This window comes from Pseudoalteromonas sp. AS84 (assembly GCF_038900255.1).
Lineage (GTDB): Bacteria > Pseudomonadota > Gammaproteobacteria > Enterobacterales > Alteromonadaceae > Pseudoalteromonas.
Window position 1 is genome coordinate 201957 of the sequence record NZ_JBBMQY010000005.1, and the last position, 18753, is coordinate 220709.

Below are 18753 nucleotides of genomic sequence, written 5' to 3' on the forward strand. Positions count from 1 at the left end.
ATATTTGTAATTAATTATACCAATTGCGTTAAATAAGTAATCTATTATAGCGCTAAGTAAATAGCGCTATAATAAGGCGAAAATTATGACATATAGTTGTTCTATATGAATAATTTTCAACGCAGTGAGAGCGCTATTTAATGCGATAGAATAATCATGTTTTTAATAAAATTGGTATTATGCAACGGTTACAATTTTCATTGTGTTAGTTGCACCCACAGTTTCCATTGAGTCACCGTGAGTAATAATTACTGTATCGCCAGACTGTAAAGACCCTTGAGAAACTAAAGTATCAAGCGCGGCTTTTACCATACCGTCTTTTTCAGTTTTTGTAGAATCAAAAAATACTGGGTAAACACCACGATAAAGTGCTGTTTGACCTAATGTACTCGCATGACGTGAAAGCGAGTAGATTGGTAAGCCTGAGCTGATACGCGACATTAATTTAGCCGTACTACCAGATTCAGTAAGTGTGATAATTGCTTTAACAGAATCTAAGTGATTAGCTGCATACATAGCAGAAAGCGCAATTGATTCAGCATTGTTAGAAAAGCGACTATCTAAACGGTGCTTAGAAACGTGCGTTTCTTTTTGCGATTCAGCACCTAAACAAACACGTGCCATAGTTGCAACGGTTTCTTCAGGATAATCACCGGCAGCTGTTTCAGCTGAAAGCATAACTGCATCTGTTCCATCAAGAACAGCATTTGCAACATCCATTACTTCTGCACGTGTAGGCATAGGGTTATCGATCATCGATTCCATCATTTGCGTTGCTGTTACTACAGTACGGTTTAATGAACGAGCACGACGAATAATTAGTTTTTGTTTGCCCATAAGAGCAGCATCACCAATTTCAACACCTAAATCACCACGAGCAACCATTACAGCGTCAGACGCTAAAATGATGTCATCAACAGCTTCTTGCGTTTCAACGGCTTCAGCACGTTCAATTTTAGCAAGTAACTGTGCTTTTGAACCAGCAGCTTCAGCAAGCGAGCGCACGTAGCGCATATCGTCGCCACTACGTGGGAATGATACGGCAATGTAATCTACGTCAATTTCAGCGGCAGTTATTAAATCTTCTTTGTCTTTTTCAGTAAATGCTGGAGCAGTTAAACCACCACCTAAACGGTTAATACCTTTATTGTTAGATAAAACACCGCCAACAGTCACTGTACAATGCACTAAATGCCCAGCTACTTCATCAACACTTAATTGAATAAGGCCATCGTTTAGAAGTAGTAAATCGTTAGGGCTTACATCGTTAGGTAATTCTTTATAATCAATACCTACAGAGTTTATGTCGCCTTCGCCTTTTTCCATTTTTGCATCAAGGGTAAATTTTGCACCCACAGCAAGCGTTACTTTACCTTCTTTAAAAGTAGAAACGCGGATTTTAGGACCTTGAAGGTCAGCAAGGATAGCAATATGCTTGCCTAATCTTTTTGCAATATCGCGTACAGCTTGTGCACGGTCTTTATGATCTTGGGCAACACCATGTGAGAAGTTTAAACGTACTACATTAGCCCCAGCGATAATAATTTTTTCTAAGTTGTTATCTCTATCGGTAGCAGGTCCAAGGGTAGCGACTATTTTCGTGCGTCTTAGCATCAATTTCTCCTGTTTGCTTGGTGAAAGCATGTTGACGTTATTTTGTTGACTTAAAATATCTATATTAGAATAAAATATTTTAGTTATGTGCAAACTTCAAAGGTTTGCCACTATTTTATACAAAACTATTGTGTCATCATTATGACACCGGTGTCAGAATGCGTCAATGATCTTAATTTCAATTAGCTTTGCTTTTAGTCACCCCGAGACCATTGATGTTTGATATAATTACGTAGCTTATTTATCTGTAATAAAAAAGCATGTTGTATTAGCTCATGATTAGTATTTTATGACTGTATGAGTATAATGCACGCGGTATTATTTAATTTATACACTGAATTTTCTAACCAAATAGTTGTTACCGAGGAGGACACTAGATGCAAGTTGCATTAGTAGGGTTAGGCGTTATGGGAAAAAATCTTGCCCTAAACTTGATTGAAAAAGGGATAACGCTAGTCGCTTATGACAAAAACCCACATGCGGGTGAAGAGTTACTAAGTTGTGCTAAATCTCAAGGCATGGCTGATAGGCTTCACATCGTCTCTGATTTAAGAGACATGGTAAGGCGTTTAGAAGCACCTCGTTCTATTTTATTACTTGTTCCTGCGGGTGAGTTAGTTGATACAGTTTGTAATGAACTTGTAGAGGCCGGCGTTAACTGTGACGATATGATAGTCGATTGCGGTAATAGTAATTATAAAGACGGTATAACGCGTAAACTTAAATACCAAAATAAATTTGAATTTGCCACTATGGGAATTTCTGGCGGTGCAGAAGGCGCTCGCCATGGTCCTGCAATGATGGCAAGTGGTTCTGAAGGTGGTTGGGAACGTATTGAGCCATGGTTTGAAAAAGTTGCTGCTAGCTATAATGGCGACTCGTGTTTTGCACGTGTTGGTCAATCAGCAAGTGGTCATTTTGTAAAAATGGTTCATAACGGTATTGAATACGCACTTATGCAACTTATTGCAGAAGTGTACCAATTACTTCGTTTAGGTACTAATCGTTCTCCAAAAGAAGTGGCTGAGATATTTAATGACTGGTCAGAAGGTCAATTAAATAGCTACTTACTGTCTATTTCTAGCCACATATTGTCACTTGAAAATCATAATAATGTACCGCTTGCGGACTTAATTGATAATAAAGTTGGCGCTAAAGGTACTGGTCTTTGGACTGCGCAAAATGCACTAGAACTTGGTATTGCTGTGCCTTCACTTGTTGCTGCTGTACAAGCTCGTCATTTAACTAATGCATGTAATACAACGGCTGCACAAGAGATGACGTACGCATCTAAATCAACTAACAATGTTGAAATTGATTTAGAAGAACTAAAAGAAGCGTTCTTACTTGCAAGCTTACTAGCGTATCGCCAAGGTTTAGCATTAATTAAAGGTGCATCACGTACTCATCAGTGGAAAGTTGATTTATCTAAAACGCTTCAAACATGGCGCGCGGGTTGTATTATTCGTGCTGACTACCTCGATAGCGTTGCACAAGGTGTTGAATTTATTGATACCCTTGAGAAAGAGTCTAACTCTTTGCGTAAAATTACCGGTCAAGCAATAATGACTGGTTTAGCATTCCCTGTATTGGGAGCTACACAAACGTATTTAGCAACATTAACTACACCGAGTAATGGGCATTTAGTTCAAGCCCAGCGTGATTACTTTGGTGAGCACGGCGTTAAAACCCATAGCGGTGAAACATGCCATTTAACTGACCTAGTGGATATAGACGCTAAAGTTAGATAATAAACAGTTGTTTAAAACGATAAAGGCACGCTATTTAGCGTGCCTTTTGTATTTTAGTCCTGCGAAATTTAACGGCTTAATTCACCGCGTAAATTGTCTTGCATTAAATGACGAATAGTTTCGACCTCTAATTTTTGGCTAAATAGATAATGTAATTTAGTTAAGCATGCTTCAAGGGTCATATCGTATCCACTAATAACACCAATATTTAACAGTGCATTACCCGTCGCGTAGCCGCCCATATTTACATGGCCTTTTAAGCACTGCGTTAAATTAATAATAACGACGCCACGTTTACTTGCTTCTTCAAGTATTGATAAAAAGTTAGGATCTTGCGGTGCATTACCTACACCAAAACTAAGTAACACCAAGGCTTTAATATTGCCGTTGACTAAGCTTTTAACCACTTCTTGACTAATACCAGGGTATAAATAAAGCACACCAATGGCTTGAGGTGTGATGGGGGTAACTTGAAGCTCATTTTCAACATAAGGACTAAGTTGGCCTTTAATCAATTGAATATTAATACCCGATAACGCTAAGGGATCAAGATTAGGGGAGGCAAATGCATTAAAACCATCAGCATGGGCTTTAGTTGCTCTGTTACCCCTAAACAGTTGGTTATTAAAAAATAGACTTACTTCAGCAATAGGGTAGTTGGCTGCTAAATACATGGCATTGAGTAAGTTGACTTGCCCGTCAGATCGCAATTGAGAAAGTGGTATTTGTGAGCCAGTTACAATCACAGGTTTAGTTAAATTTTCAAACATAAACGATAGCGCTGAGGCTGTATATGCCATGGTATCGGTGCCATGAAGCACAACAAAACCATCATAATCTTGGTATTTGTTTTTAATGTCATCAGCAATAAGTTGCCAATGCTCAGGAGACATATCTGAAGAATCTATAAGCGGGCAATATTCGTGAATATCAAATAAAGGCATTTCATCACGGTTAAATTCTGCGTTATTAACCACTGTTTCTGTTAAAAAACCTTCAGCCGGTATATAGCCTCGGCTCGATTTTTTCATCCCTATAGTACCGCCAGTATAAGCGATATAAATGCGTTTACGTTTCATAAAAAAAGCCCAGTAAAAAAACTGGGCTTAGTATAACGTTAAGTAACTTTAAATACAGCTGATTAGGTGAAGCTATGCACTTTTATTGTGCAACGTTACACACTAAACAGCGAGCATATACTCCTTGTGGATCGTTGTAATCTTTAAGGTTTTCTACTTCAGTACTTAATTGGTTTATAACGCTTTGCAAGTTAGCTTGCGTTGCCAGCACTGATGTTTTTTGTGTTTGTAAACCAAGCATAGATTTAATAGACGCGTTACCAAAAATGTCTTGAATCATTTTTTCTTGCGGGCTTAAATCTTGTTTAATGGTTTTAACTTCATAATGATTAAGTTTAGCAAGTGCAGCAGCTGCTTTTATAGCATCTTGTTTATCACCAAGTTTGTCTACTAAACCTAGCTCAAGTGCTTGAGATGCAATCCATACGCGGCCTTGGGCAATTTTATCAACTTGCTCAGGCGTCATATTACGTGCATCAGCAACAACATTTAAAAAGCGACCGTATGCTTCTTCAACACTCATTTGAATTACTTCACCCATTTTTTCGTTAAGAGGTCGGGTGATTGAAAAGCCAGCCATTTCGGTTGTTGCAACACCATCTGAATAAACACCAATCTTAGATAAAGTTTTTTCAAATGTCATAAACGTACCAAATACACCAATTGAGCCTGTAATTGTACTTGGTGCTGCCCAAATTTCGTTAGCAGCAGAGGCAATCCAATAACCACCTGATGCAGCTACAGAGCTCATAGAGGCAATAACTGGCTTACCAGCAGCTTTAAGCGCTAATACTTCTGCACGAATAACTTCAGAGGCAAACATACTACCGCCACCTGAATCAATGCGCAGTACAACCGCTTTAACTTTGTCATCTAGACGTGCTTTACGAAGTAGAGCTGCTGTAGAGTCGCCACCAATTTCGCCCGCTTTACGCTCACCATCAACAATCGTACCTTTAGCAATAACAACGGCCACTTTTTCGGTAATAGGGTTATCAAATTCAATAGGTGGTTTAACCAAGCTTAAATATTCACGAAATGAAACTTGCTTAAATGTTTTGCCATCTTCTTGCGCGCCTACTAAGTCTATTAACTGTTGGCGAACTTGTTGATTTGTTTTTAAAGAATCAACCCAATGGTGGTCAAGTGCATATTTACCTGCATCGCCATCAGCAGCTTTCATTTTTGCAAGATATACGTCCATTGTCTCGTCAAAATTTGACTCATCAAATGGGCGAACCGCAGCAACATCTTGTTTGTATTCGCTCCAAAGAGCACCTAACCAAACACGGTTAGCTTCCTTGGCTGCTTCAGACATGTCGTTACGAATGAAAGGTTCTACTGCTGACTTAAAGGTACCAACACGGAAAATATGCTGCGTTACTTCAAGCTTTTCAAGTGCATCTTTAAAGTAAAGCGGATACATGCCGTAACCTTCAATACCTACGCTACCGTATGGGTGCATAGCTATTTCATCAGCATGTGATGCAATATAGTATTGTGCTTGGGTATAGTAATAACCCGATGCAATCACTTTTTTGCCAGCTTGTTTAAATGCATCAATAGCATTGGTAATTTGCTTAAGTTTGTTTAAATGCGCTTTAGGCATTTCTTGTAAATCAAGCAGTATCACCGTAATGCGATCGTCTTTAGTTGCTTCGTTTATTACTTCAACAATATCATCGAGTAATATTTCGCTTGGCGCTTCAGAACCAGAAGTCGCATCACTAATTGCAGCTTCGAACGGGTCTATGTATGTTTTTTCTTCAACAATAGGGCCATTTAGGTTAAGCCTAAGCACAGAGCCATTTTCAACTATTATTTTATCGTCGTCACTTGAGAGTGACACTAAGAAAACAATTACCAGTAATAAAAACAGAATGTTGAGTATTAAACGACGAGAAAAGTTAATTCCAGCCCAAATACCTTTAAATACCTTTGCTATCAAAATAGCTCCTTAATTTGGTACAGTTAATACATTAGTTCCATCTTAGCCTAGAATAAAAATAAATTTAACTGCTAAATCGTAACGAAGTGTTTATGAGGTGCTATTAATACATGGTTTTACGGCTTTTTTTAATTAAATGAAGGCACATATTGCTTATTGCTTGCCATTAAAGCAGAATTAGCTAAGGTATACAGGTTAGACCAGTTAACGGGGCACAGGATGTTAGAACAACAATTACAATTAAAACACACACAATTACGTAACCGCTTAGTGATGGGCTCAATGCATACAGGCCTTGAAGAGGGCTGGCATAACCGCAAACGCTTACGTGCATTTTATGAAGCACGTGCAAAAGGCGGCACCGCAATGTTAATTACGGGTGGATATAGCCCTAATTTACGTGGCAAATTAACACCTATTTCATCTTCATTTAATAGCTATTACGATGTATTCAAACATCGCGCTTACACAGATGCTGTGCACAAACACGGCGGAAAAATTTGTTTGCAATTATTACACGCTGGACGTTATGCGTATCATCCATTCAATCAAGCACCAAGTGCAATAAAAGCACCGATTAATCCTTACAAACCTAAAGCGATGTCGCTTGGCTCGATTAAAAAAACAATTAAAGACTTTGCGCATTCTGCCTATATGGCTGAAAAAGCCGGCTACGATGGCGTTGAAGTTATGGGTTCTGAAGGGTATTTGATTAATGAGTTTATGGCGCCGCACACCAATAAACGTGAAGATGAATTTGGTGGCAGCCTAGAAAATAGAATGCGACTTGCGCTTGAAATAGTGAAAGCTGTAAGAGCAAAAGTATCTGAACAATTCTTAATTATTTTTAGATTGTCGGTCATTGATTTAATTCCAAACGGCTCAACGCCAGAGGAAGTTGTCATTCAAGCTTCCGAGCTTGAAAAAGCGGGCGTTGATATTTTTAACACAGGCATTGGTTGGCACGAAGCGCGTGTACCGACTATTGCGAGTATGGTACCTCCGGGTGCATTTAAAGAAGCATCAAAACGCTTAAAAGACGTGGTGAGCGTGCCAGTTATTGCTGTTAACCGAATTAATACTCCAAAAATTGCTAACGATATTTTAAATGCAGGCGAAGCCGATTTAATTTCGATGGCAAGGCCGCTACTTGCCGATCCAGAGTTTTTTAATAAATATGCGAATAATCAATCCAAGCAAATTAATATTTGTATAGGGTGTAACCAAGGTTGTCTAGATCACGTATTTAAAAATAAACGTGCAACGTGTTTAGTTAATCCACAAGCTGCATTTGAGCTAGATTATCCGTTAGAACAAGCAACCAGAGCTAAAAATGTATTAGTAGTCGGTGCAGGCCCTGCTGGTTTATCGGCAAGTTGTTACTTGGCACAAAAAGGGCATAACGTCACGCTAATTGACCAAAAATCGCAAATGGGTGGCCAATTTAATTTAGCTATGCAAATACCGGGTAAAGAAGACTTTAACCATACACTTACTTACTTTACTAATGAACTCGAACGATTCAAAGTAACTGTAGAGCTTGGCAAAGCTTATGACGATTCAATGCTTAAAAACTATGACGATATTGTATTTGCAACTGGCGTTCGCCCACGTGAAGCATCAATTAAATGTAGTGATAACAAGCGTGTGTTTGCTTATGACGAAGTTATACGCGGCGAAGTAGAGCTTGGTAAATCAATTGCCATTTTAGGTGCCGGTGGTATAGGTTTTGATATGGTTGCGTTTTTAAGCGAGCACAAATCGCAAACTATTAGCGAGTTTAAAACGCAATGGGGTATTGAGTGTGAAGCCCAACCACATAAAGACGAACGCCAATTGTATATGTTAAAACGCAGTGCGGGTCGTTTTGGTAGCGAGCTTGGTAAAACAACGGGTTGGATACATCGCCAAGTTGCTAAGCAGCATGGCGTGAAGCAAATTGCTGATTGCCAATACCAAAGCTTTGATAAAAGCGGACTTACTATTAATGTTGCTGGTGAAACTCAAGTACTGCCGGTAGACACGGTTATTGCCTGTATTGGTCAGGTTTCTAATAACGAAGTGCTAGAAAATTACGCAGATAACGCAAAGGTACATGTTATAGGCGGCGCTCAACTAGCTGCTGCTATTGATGCCAAACGCGCTATTTTTGAAGCACTTCAGGTAGCTAGAAGTATTTAAGCTTTGTAAACAAGTTGAAATAGTTTATTAATTCGTGCGGTCTTTGATGTTTATAGTCTATAACTTAATAAACATTGAACACACAGGATACGCATGAATAAACTAACCAGCCTTTACGATGCAATATTGAGTAAATTATCATTTTTAGATGGTTTACCTGCATTGCTATTTCGCTTAATTTTAGCCCCGGTTATGATCATTGCAGGTTATAACAAACTTGCTATAAGCGGTGAAGCAGAAAGTTTTTTCGATAACTTTTTAGCATCTCCAGATGTAGTTCAATGGTTTGGTAATAATGAATGGGGTTTAGGATTACCGTTTCCAGACTTACTAGCCTTTTTAGCGGGTTGGAGTGAGTTTTTAGGGGGTTGGTTTTTATTACTTGGCCTTTTAACTCGTTTGGTCAGTATTCCGCTCATGTTCACAATGGTCGTTGCTGCAACATCAGTGCATTGGCATAATGGTTGGTTTGCAATTGCGCCAACTAATCCAGAAACAAGCGCTGCACAAGTACTCAATTGGTTATCAATTCCGGGCGCTAAAGAAAGCCTCGAAAACTCATTAGAAGTACAAGAGCGAATAGAAAAAATTCGTGGCTTAGTTGAAGAACACGGTTTTCCTGATTATCTCTACGAAAAAGGCAAACCCTCTATTTTAAATAATGGTATAGAATTTTCGGCAATATACTTTGCAATGCTCCTTAGCTTATTTTTTATGGGAGGAGGGCGCTTTGTTAGTATTGATTACTGGTTAAAGCGAAATATTTTAAATCAATAGCGCTAAACCTATTAAAAAAAGGCCGCATAAACCCATTTTGTGCGGCTGTTTTACGTTTTAGACTCCCAGTATTTATTTATTAAGGTTTTAAATGTTACTCTAGCGTTTTGAATTTTGAGGAATCGTTATGAACGCTATCGAGCTTTTACTTACCCGCCAATCAGACTCTAAACTAACAGAGCCGGGTCCTACGCCTGAGCAGCTCGACATAATTAAGCAAGCAGCATTACGTGTTCCTGATCATGGTTGTATTGCGCCTTGGCAGTTTATTGTTGCTCAAGGTGATGCACGCGATAAACTAGGTGAAATTTACCATCAAAGTGCGGTAGCAGAGCAACAGGCAGAAAAAGTAATTAATCGTGCTAAAGAGCTTCCCCTTCGTGCGCCTATGATTGTAATAGCAATTGCTAAATATCAAGAACACCCAAAAGTTCCTCGAATAGAACAAGTACAAAGCGCAGGGTGCAGCGTACTTGCGATGCAACAAGCTGCATTCGCTCAAGGATTAGGTGGTGTTTGGCGTACAGGCTACTTTGCACAAAGTGCAGCAGTTAAAAAAGCGCTTAACTTACATGAGCAAGATGAAATAGTAGGGTATTTATATATAGGTACACCAGAAGTCGATTGTAAAAAGTCGCCTCGCCATAAGCCAGAACACTATTTTAGTAATTTGTGAAATAGTATGAACTTTGCGCAATTTACATAGTCATAATTCATTAAGGTTACAAAGAGTATTATTCAAAAGTTAATGGCTTGGCTGTAAGAAGCGCTTGGAAGCACTAAATTTACTAAATCTTCTTCAGTTTGTTTTTTAATCGGTTGTTTTTTGATACATTATGGAAAGTCTTAATAAAAATAACGATAAAGAAGACGAAAACTATGGGAAATTTATTTTTACGTGAAAAAGAGAATTGGCTAGCATGGTCAATTTGGGGAATCATTGGTGCTTTTGTAACACTGTATGTTGCAATGAGCACAAACGCATCACATTTCATAGCCGGTTCAGCAATGGGTATGCTTGTGTTGTTAACATGGTGGATGCACCAGTCCAAACGTTTCGACTTCGGGCGTGCATTTAAAGTATGCTGCTACGTTTTATCGCTTAGTGTGCTACCTGCTTTTATGTTTGTTGTAGTACCAAGTGATGATTTAAATCGATTTGATTTAATTTTTCAAGGCGTTACCTTTACTGCACTGAGTATATTGGCTTGTTTAATTTGTTCTTGGATTGCTCGCAGACCAAAACAATATTATTAATGCGTTTCATTTTAGTCCATTAACTAGACTTTCATTAAAGTGAATAGCTTAATAAAATAACAAAGTGGATGTATTTCATCCAATAAATTAATATTTTATATTAATTTATATTTAGCTCTTTACAAGTTACGTATTTAGCCATATTATTCGCGCCGTGCGGAGAGATGGCAGAGTGGTCGAATGCACCGGTCTTGAAAACCGGCATGGGTTTATAGCCCATCTAGGGTTCAAATCCCTATCTCTCCACCATTATTTAAAGAAACCGCCTTATGGGCGGTTTTTTGCTTTGTGGAGTTTAGTAAGTGACAAAAGCAACAAACCTTTCAACCTCGCAGCAATTAATAAAGCATGTTTTATTATGGACTGTGTTTGGTTACTGCTATCAAAGTGCCATTACTTTATTAGTCAAAATGGCGAGTGACGCACAGCCAGAAAATTCTCTTATTACCGCTTTAGTTTATTGTGTGGGCTTTAATATTTTAGCTGCTCATCTAATTACCAAATACGACAAACATTGGCCGGTAATCGGTTCTATTTTTATTGGTTGTGTAGGACTCCTTGGCGTACCTTATTTACTGTTTGGTGAGTCAGCATTGCTAGCAATTCCTTTACTTGCTGGAATTTTATTCAGTTTACCGCTTTGTAGCTACATTGTTGGCCTAATTAAGGTGAAACTCAGCAAAAACTAGCCCCAAACACGGTTTATTTTGTGATAGCATATATGCGTCTTTTAACTAACAAAACGTGAAAAACACATTATGTCAGATAATTTTACTACAGATGCTGAAAAAGCAAGTTACGGTATTGGCTTACAAATGGGTGAACAACTTAAGTCTAATCCTTTTGAAGGCTTAAACCTAAATTCAGTATTTGAAGGCATGAAAGATGCGTACGCTGGTAGCGCTTTTCAAGTTGAGATCCCTGAGATCCAAGCTGCATTCGAAAAAATTAACGAAGAGATTCAAGCTCGTCGTGAAGAAGAGTCAAAAGTACTTTCTGCGGAAGGTATTGCATTCTTAGAAGAAAACGCAAAACGTCCTGAAATCACAGTAACTGAGTCTGGTCTTCAATATGAAGTATTAGCAACTGGCGAAGGCGAAAAGCCAACAGCTGAGTCTACAGTACGTGTTGATTACCACGGTACACTAGTAAACGGTACTGTTTTTGATAGCTCATACGAGCGCGGTCAACCTGCTGAATTTCCAGTTGGTGGCGTGATCAAAGGTTGGACTGAAGCATTACAAATGATGCCTGTAGGTACTAAATGGCGTATCTACGTTCCTCATGAGCTAGCTTATGGTGAACGTGGCGCAGGTGCTGCAATCGCACCTTTCTCAACGCTTGTATTTGATGTTGAGTTACACGAAATCCTTTCTTAATTTAAATATTAATTAAGAATTTAAAAAGCCGTGTTCAATTTGAACGCGGCTTTTTTGTGTCTGTAATTTAAGAACTTTATGTATGCTAAAAATAAAAAACCGCATTAATAAAATGCGGTTTTTAAATATATAAAGTAAAGAGGTATTTGTTAGCTATTAAAAATAACCGCGGATACCAAAGCGAAAGTTTCTGCCAGGTAACGGTGCTTTATCTTTAATAAATGAGCTATGTACAAAACCTAACTCGTCGGTAATGTTATCTACATTTATATAAAGTTGTGCATCTACCGCACCTAAATCAAGTTGGTAATTAGCTTGCGCGTCAAATAACGTATAACCATCGGTTTGTGTTTCAAACGCAGTTACATCGTTTTGATCAAAGTAATGAGTACCTGTAAGCGTTAGTTGTAAATCACCTAAATCATATTGCAGCTCCGAGCCTAATTTATTGGCTGGAATACGCGGTAGGTTACCTTCATCATCTTTAAGTTTTGCACGAGTTGAGTCACCAAATACTTTAACCATAGCGCTTGATGTAATTTGATAGTGAGCATCAAATTCAATACCATATAGCTCTGCATCTTTGCTGGTAAACTGATAAACCGCAACGGCATCATCATGTGCACCAATAGCAGATTCTAAACCATCTTCTTCATCGTAAACTAAACCTGTATTTTTTTGGAAGTAGAAGTTTTTAATATCGTTATAGAAAAAGTTAACTGTGTAACCAAAATCACCGCTAAAACGTCTAAAGCTTAAATCTAAGTTAGTTGAAGTTTCTTGCTTAATATTTTCAGGCTCAAAATGCGCTTCATTACCTTCAATGTTGTAACCAAGGCCAAGCTCATACGTACCTGTTGCAATGTGTAAACCATTTGACAAAAGCTCTGCAGAAAGTGGAGCTCGCTCTGAATGAGAAATACTTGTCGCAATACTATGGCCCGGTTTGTACTGCCATATTGCACCCGCTGATACACTTAAATTAGTAAAGCTTTGACTGTAACCAAGTGTTTCTTCGTCGTGTTCTTCTTCAGCTTCGTCATCGTCGTGATCATGACCATGCTCAACTTCCGAAATTTGGCTTTCTATTTTGTAATCTTCGATACGCGCGCCAAGTTCAACGGTTACATCACCAAATTCACGTTCTTCTAATAAATAAAGTGCATTAGTTGTCGTTACACTTGCTGGTGTAAATGCTTCTTCACCAATTGCATCGTAATCAGAGTCGCTGTAGTGATAGCCAACCATGCCATGCCAATCAGCAAATTTATGTTCTACATTTAAGCGTGCTTCAGTGGTTTTATTGGTAAAAGTTGTACCAATAGCACCGTCTTCAATTTCGCTATGCGAGTAATCGGTATAGCCAACACGTAGGTTAATGGTTTCAATCCAATTGTTATGCAGTGCATAGCTTATTAAACCCTGCCAACGGTCTTGCTCTAAATGTGCATAAACGGCTTCTTCAGCCTCTTCATCTTCATGCTCTTCGTGTTCTTCTTCAGTTTCGCCTTCGTGATCATGCTCGTGGTGATGTTCATGTCCCGGAATCCCGTAATCGGTATCAATGCTACCGTAAGAAAAACCAACCGTTAGGTGCTCTCCAACATAGCTAGTACCAAAGTTAAGCGTTTCGCTATCAATAAAGGTATTCTCTACTGAATCTTCTTTTTCGACATCGCCATCATCATCGGTGATAGTAAAGTTTGGTGTTTGGTAATCATCGCCGCTGCGTTTTGTACCATCAAAATGAAAGTTAAAACCCTCATTACCGGTTTCAAGTTTTGCAGCAACTGTATTTGCGTTAGATACAGTATCGTGGCTGTATTCAGCTGCACCTGTAAGCTCGTCGATATTGCTAGTAGGAATACGGTTATCAACCACGTTTACAACGCCACCAATTGCACCAGAGCCATAAAGTAGGGTGCTTGGACCGCGTAATACTTCAATTTGTTCTGCCGCTAGGCTGTCGCTTGATGTCGCGTGGTCTGGGCCAATACGCGATGCATCGCTGGCATCTAATCCATTTTGTGTGATTTTAACGCGAGGGCCATCTAAACCGCGAATAATCGGGCTTGATGATACTGGGCCAAAGTAACTTGCATTTACGCCGGGTAAACCTTTAAGAGTTTCGCCAAGTGTTGGTTTAGATTTATTTCTTAATTCATCACCTGAGAGCACGCTTACTGGCGATATCATTTCTAAGCTGTTTTTATGAAGTGCAGAGGCATAAACAACCACTGTTTCAACCGATGTTGGTTTAAGTGATACAGACAGATTGTTTGAAGATTCGGTAACAGCAATACGAGAGTCTATGTAGTTGTCTTTACTAATATGTAATTGGCTGTTTGCATCGATTTCGATAGCAAACTCGCCTAAATCATTACTTTTTACGCTTTGGTTTTTGCCATGAACATGGATAGAGGCATTTTTAATTGGTTGATTTTTATCATCCATTACTTTACCAGTAACGGTTGCAGCCAAAGCTGATTGAGAACATAAAACAGAAAAAATAGCAGAGGAGATTAATGTTAACTTTGTCATGGATATATTGGTTCGTGGTTATTATGTTGTGATATAATATAACACCGCAAAATTAACGAATCAACAATGTTATAGTATAACTTTGTATTTTGCGATGAATAATCTAAAAATGACGATTAAGCCAATATTATAGAAATTCAAATAATAGGTTTGTGAATAGAAAACTTATCCATATGGCCGAATAACTCATAGCGCTAGCTGGTAATTCTATGTATTTAATAGCGGCTATCTATCATTATCGCATCTAGTTTATGCTGCGCTCTTGTCTGGTTTGTTATATCTACAGATTCAATCATTTCGCATTCGTCGCGGATCATCTCTGAAATAAGACTAGGGTAGTGGCGGCAGTCTTCTGGGCGGTCGAGGTAAATGCTGCAGGTATACATGTTTTTAGCGAGTGGATCTTTTTTGGGCGCAATTTCTAAAAATGGGCACACTTGAAGTCTTAAGCCTGTTTTTGGGTCAAACCAAATTTCGTAGTTTTTAACGTATTCATAAATTTCGGGGTTAAAAAGCTCCCATAAATCTATTTCTTCTTTCGTTGCGCTTAAATCGCCACCGCCATATTTAATACAGCATTTACCACACTGGTTGCATTCTTTCATAATTGGCTAATTTAGTTGGCTGTTAACGAATTTAAGTTATTTATTAGTGTAGCACCAAATTTATTATTAACGCTCTACTGAATTTACCTATCCTTTAATTTTTGGGTGCTTAAACAATAGTTAGATACAATAACTTGTTAAAACCTCTTGTTACATTTTATATAGTACAGGCTTTATTTAATGGTTTACTCTAAAGGTAGCGAAAAATGTTACAAACCCCGCTTGAGCAATTGTGTGATTGTTAAATGTTGCTGAGCGCAGATACCTAAGCAGGGCGTTATTATGAAAGAGGCTGTTACTAAGTTAAAAACAGAATTTAATGCAAAGTTATTGTATTGGAACAATCTTAAAAGTAGCAAAGCTAAAGCGGCAATCATCCTATTATTTTTAGTTGTCATTGCACTTAAAGTGTTTACGACCATTTTTACGTTGGATTGGGTTGCAAGTTTATTCAGCGTGTAAGTTTACCAAGAGAAATTGCGATAAAGTTTAATCACAGAGTGTTTAACGCCTACGCGATGTTCATTATTAATGTATTATTACGCTATACACCAAATTAAATAAATCAGTTGTTAAAATACATTTTATAATGACTGTAATGATACATTTTAGCTAAATTGAGTGAATAAATAAGTTTAGCTGCATTAAAGGATAACCAGTGATGATGAACACAAAAGTATATAAAGCGGTACACGACCTTGCAGAAGATTTAATGGCGGCGGCTAACAAAAATAACCGTGAAAAGTTTGAGTCGTTATTTGCAGAGTTAAAAGCTATTTGTATTGAAAACGAAAACACCTCAAAAGATCACCCTGTACAATGGGAAACCTTAGCTGATTTTACCGAAGAGTTAGAAGAGGCAATCACTACTTACGAAAAAGCATTAGAAAAGTCGATTGCGATTAATAACAAAGATCACATGTCGTCGGTTTCTTTTTCAATGGCTACATTACAGCTTGAGCTTGGCCAAAAAGATGAAGCTATTAAAAACCTTCAAAATGCTAAAGTCAGCGCCAATAAAATTGAAGACAAAGAGCTTAAAGCTGAGATACACGACCTACTAGAGTCGCTTATTGAAGAAGAAGGTTAAATACATAAAAGCATAACTTATCCATATTAAATGTGATTTTTGTGGATTTAGCTTGAGCTTAATAAAGCGCTGATGGTTTATACCCTCAGCGCTTTTTTATGTTCGCTATAAATACTAAACCAAAAGAAAAGGCTTACTATTGAGCTAGCTTATTCATAAAATCGACAATGTACTTTGCAATTTCTACTGGTTTTTCTTCAACGCTAAAGTGCCCTGAATCGAGTAAATGTAGTTCAGCGCTCGGTACATCTTTTAAGTATGCTTTAGCGCCTGCGGCTATAAACGCAGGGTCATTTTTACCCCATACAATTAACGTTGGTGGTTGGTACTTGCGTAAATAAGCTTGCCACTCTGGATAGTCGAGAAGGTTGTTGTAGTAATCTTGTAGTAGCTGTACTTGAATTACTCTATCAGATTTGGTTTGTAAAAAGTGAAGATCGTGCGTCCAGCTATCTGGGCTCATCACTTCTGGGTTACTTTGTACGTCTCGTAAATACTGCTTATTAATAATAGCTTGTTCAGACGTGAACGAATAAATTTTATCTTGCTGAGCTTTCGAACTATCCTCATTCGCGGCTTTAAAAAACGCTTGCCTCGCTACGGTTAGTCCATCTAAATACGCATTACCATTTTGTACAATAAGTGCATCAAGTTTATTAGGATTATTTAACAACATTCTAAAGCCTACAGGTGCCCCAAAGTCTTGTATATATAGGCTGTATCTCTTTACTTTAAGCGTTGTTAGTAACCCTTCAACGTATTGAGCTAGTAATTCAAACGTATATTTTTGAGTTTCTGGGTTTGGGCGTTCGCTGTATCCTGAACCTAAATAATCGGGTGCAATTACATGATAACGACCTGATAAAAGCGGGATCAATTCTCGGTAGCTGTGTGAAGACGACGGATAGCCATGTAAAAGCACAATGGTTTGCTTATGTTGCATGCCAGCTTCTCGGTAAAATATCTTTTTACCGTTTACATTTGCATATTTGTAAGCGGTTTTTGAAGGCCATACAGCATCAGCGGCATATACCTGAGCGGTAAGCGTAGACATTGAAACTAGTAAAAACACAATAAATGAGATGATGTGAGCAGGTTTTACTTTAAGGCTTTTTTGTATATCTGGGGGCATAAGTAAACTCGTTATTTTTGGTAATGACGCTTTATTAATTTACCAGACCCGTTATTTACACAATTGCATTCAGTTAATAATTACAAGTTACTACTAATAAGGACACAGTAACAATACCTGTGCTTTTAAAGCACATTACCAAATATATAGTTGATTAGAGGGTAAGTGGTTTTTTAGCAGCTTTTTGTACTTTAAAAAGAGATTCGTTAATTTACTTTTGTTATAATTGAGTTGTTGGCTTACAACATTTATACAATGTTAAGTGAGTATTTTGGAGGAAGGACGTGCTCGAACAAATAGAACAATGGATTGATGCAACAAATATTAAATATAAAACCCAAAGAATTAGCTGTGAGAAATTTGCCAGTGAGTTTGCAGGGTTTTATCCTGTCGAATTTTTAAAAAATGCCTTTTACGTTATTGTCGATGAAATACCCAAACCTAACTTTCCTTTTTTGCGTGAAATGGGATTAGACGATTTTATTGACATGGATGCCGCAGGTACTACATACAAAAACACTTATTACATGCTTCCTTACGTAGCTGATAATTTAGCTGTGCATTTTCATGAACTTGTTCACGTAGCCCAATGGAGTGAACTTGGCGCCGAGGCTTTTATGTTGCGTTACATAACCGAAATTCAGCAGGTTGGTTATGATGCTGCGCCACTTGAAGTCATGGCGTATGGTCTTGATAAGCACTTTACAAATAATGGCAAGAAAATAAACGTGCCTGAACTCGTGGTTCAAGCGTTGTAGTTAATTAACATTTTCAAAGGATTGCATATGACACGCTTTACTGTTTTTTTACTGAGCTTACTGAGTGTAAATGCCTATGCGGCATCGTTTGATGACGATATTGTGGCTGCGTTACTTGAAAGAACAACACATAACGTTACCTATGATGGGTCTTATCGCTCTATTACTTATCCGGGTGGCGATGTGCCCGCTAATAATGTAGGGGTGTGTACCGATGTAGTTATTCGATCATATCGACTTTTAGGTATTGATTTGCAAAAGCTTGTGCATGAGGACATGTTAAAAAGCTTTGAGCTATATCCCTCTAAGCGTATTTGGGGTTTAACCAAACCGGATAAAAATATAGACCACCGCCGTGTGCCAAACTTACAGGCTTACTTTAAAAATCATGGCCAAGTGCTCGCTAAATCAAGTAACGTGAACGACTATAAAACGGGTGACATTGTAACGTGGATGCTGCCAGGTAATGTGCCGCACATTGGTATGGTTGTGAATGAGTTAGCAAAAGACACAGGGAATCCATTAATCGTTCATAATATTGGTCGAGGACCTGAAAAAAGCGACATGCTTTTCGATTTTAAAATTACGGGGCATTACCGTTTCGTCCCACAAGAATATAAATAACCAGATTATAAGTATGA

Annotated in this window: 17 protein-coding genes and 1 tRNA gene; 12 read left to right on the forward strand and 6 right to left on the reverse strand. The window is 38.2% G+C overall.

The genetic code is table 11. The annotated features are described in order from the left end of the window. Positions 1 to 177: 177 nt before the first annotated feature. The gene (gene pyk / locus WNY79_RS07885) at positions 178 to 1614 is read right to left on the reverse strand and encodes a pyruvate kinase (RefSeq protein ID WP_007582689.1); all 1437 of its coding nucleotides are present in this window, start codon (positions 1612 to 1614) and stop codon (positions 178 to 180) included. Positions 1615 to 1991: 377 nt separating this feature from the next. Between pyk and gndA the strand changes: the two genes are divergently transcribed. Beyond that, positions 1992 to 3365: an NADP-dependent phosphogluconate dehydrogenase gene (gene gndA, locus WNY79_RS07890; RefSeq protein ID WP_010554474.1), complete on the forward strand. Its 1374-nt coding sequence runs from the start codon at positions 1992 to 1994 to the stop codon at positions 3363 to 3365. A gap of 68 nt (positions 3366 to 3433) precedes the next feature. On the opposite strand, the gene ansA is transcribed toward gndA, so the two are convergent. After that, complete coding sequence (ansA, locus tag WNY79_RS07895; RefSeq protein WP_024600271.1) at positions 3434 to 4444, reverse strand: asparaginase; 1011 nt, start codon at positions 4442 to 4444, stop codon at positions 3434 to 3436. Between the two features lie 82 nt (positions 4445 to 4526). Next, entirely contained in the window at positions 4527 to 6392 is a 1866-nt protein-coding gene (gene sppA / locus WNY79_RS07900; protein ID WP_342875583.1) for a signal peptide peptidase SppA, read from the reverse strand. Positions 6393 to 6611: 219 nt separating this feature from the next. Between sppA and WNY79_RS07905 the strand changes: the two genes are divergently transcribed. The 7 genes from WNY79_RS07905 to WNY79_RS07935 all read left to right on the forward strand — a co-directional run bounded on the left by WNY79_RS07905 (position 6612) and on the right by WNY79_RS07935 (position 11986). Beyond that, positions 6612 to 8573, forward strand: coding sequence for an NADPH-dependent 2,4-dienoyl-CoA reductase (locus tag WNY79_RS07905; protein WP_342875584.1), 1962 nt, complete (start codon positions 6612 to 6614; stop codon positions 8571 to 8573). Between the two features lie 93 nt (positions 8574 to 8666). Then, positions 8667 to 9350, forward strand: a complete 684-nt coding sequence (locus WNY79_RS07910) for a DoxX family protein (RefSeq protein WP_342875585.1) — start codon at positions 8667 to 8669, stop codon at positions 9348 to 9350. 127 nt (positions 9351 to 9477) lie between these two features. Continuing rightward, positions 9478 to 10026, forward strand: coding sequence for an NAD(P)H nitroreductase (locus WNY79_RS07915; RefSeq protein WP_170070976.1), 549 nt, complete (start codon positions 9478 to 9480; stop codon positions 10024 to 10026). 203 nt (positions 10027 to 10229) lie between these two features. Next, on the forward strand, positions 10230 to 10607 hold the full coding sequence (locus WNY79_RS07920; protein WP_007582705.1) for a hypothetical protein: 378 nt from the start codon (positions 10230 to 10232) through the stop codon (positions 10605 to 10607). A gap of 158 nt (positions 10608 to 10765) precedes the next feature. Beyond that, positions 10766 to 10856 (forward strand) — tRNA-Ser (locus WNY79_RS07925). 53 nt (positions 10857 to 10909) lie between these two features. Beyond that, positions 10910 to 11296, forward strand: coding sequence for a hypothetical protein (locus WNY79_RS07930; protein ID WP_083707547.1), 387 nt, complete (start codon positions 10910 to 10912; stop codon positions 11294 to 11296). A gap of 69 nt (positions 11297 to 11365) precedes the next feature. Then, positions 11366 to 11986, forward strand: a complete 621-nt coding sequence (locus WNY79_RS07935) for an FKBP-type peptidyl-prolyl cis-trans isomerase (RefSeq protein WP_024600265.1) — start codon at positions 11366 to 11368, stop codon at positions 11984 to 11986. A gap of 156 nt (positions 11987 to 12142) precedes the next feature. Here WNY79_RS07935 and WNY79_RS07940 read toward each other — a convergent pair whose 3' ends face one another. Then, complete coding sequence (locus WNY79_RS07940) at positions 12143 to 14527, reverse strand: TonB-dependent receptor (RefSeq protein ID WP_342875586.1); 2385 nt, start codon at positions 14525 to 14527, stop codon at positions 12143 to 12145. Positions 14528 to 14742: 215 nt separating this feature from the next. Further along, entirely contained in the window at positions 14743 to 15132 is a 390-nt protein-coding gene (locus tag WNY79_RS07945) for a YkgJ family cysteine cluster protein (protein ID WP_182736467.1), read from the reverse strand. Positions 15133 to 15414: 282 nt separating this feature from the next. On the opposite strand from WNY79_RS07945, the gene WNY79_RS07950 reads away from it, so the two are divergent. Then, on the forward strand, positions 15415 to 15594 hold the full coding sequence (locus tag WNY79_RS07950) for a hypothetical protein (RefSeq protein WP_024592379.1): 180 nt from the start codon (positions 15415 to 15417) through the stop codon (positions 15592 to 15594). A gap of 199 nt (positions 15595 to 15793) precedes the next feature. After that, positions 15794 to 16222 carry a hypothetical protein gene (locus WNY79_RS07955; RefSeq protein ID WP_024600261.1) on the forward strand — a complete coding sequence of 143 codons (429 nt, stop codon included), beginning with the start codon at positions 15794 to 15796 and terminating at the stop codon, positions 16220 to 16222. A 136-nt stretch (positions 16223 to 16358) separates the two neighbouring features. On the opposite strand, the gene WNY79_RS07960 is transcribed toward WNY79_RS07955, so the two are convergent. After that, positions 16359 to 17354 (reverse strand): alpha/beta hydrolase, encoded by a 996-nt coding sequence (locus tag WNY79_RS07960; RefSeq protein WP_342875587.1) that lies wholly within the window; start codon positions 17352 to 17354, stop codon positions 16359 to 16361. Positions 17355 to 17638: 284 nt separating this feature from the next. On the opposite strand from WNY79_RS07960, the gene WNY79_RS07965 reads away from it, so the two are divergent. After that, positions 17639 to 18112: a hypothetical protein gene (locus WNY79_RS07965; protein ID WP_342875588.1), complete on the forward strand. Its 474-nt coding sequence runs from the start codon at positions 17639 to 17641 to the stop codon at positions 18110 to 18112. Positions 18113 to 18139: 27 nt separating this feature from the next. Continuing rightward, a complete protein-coding gene (locus tag WNY79_RS07970) occupies positions 18140 to 18736 on the forward strand; it encodes a DUF1287 domain-containing protein (RefSeq protein ID WP_342875589.1) in 597 nt (198 codons plus the stop codon). Positions 18737 to 18753 lie beyond the last annotated feature (17 nt).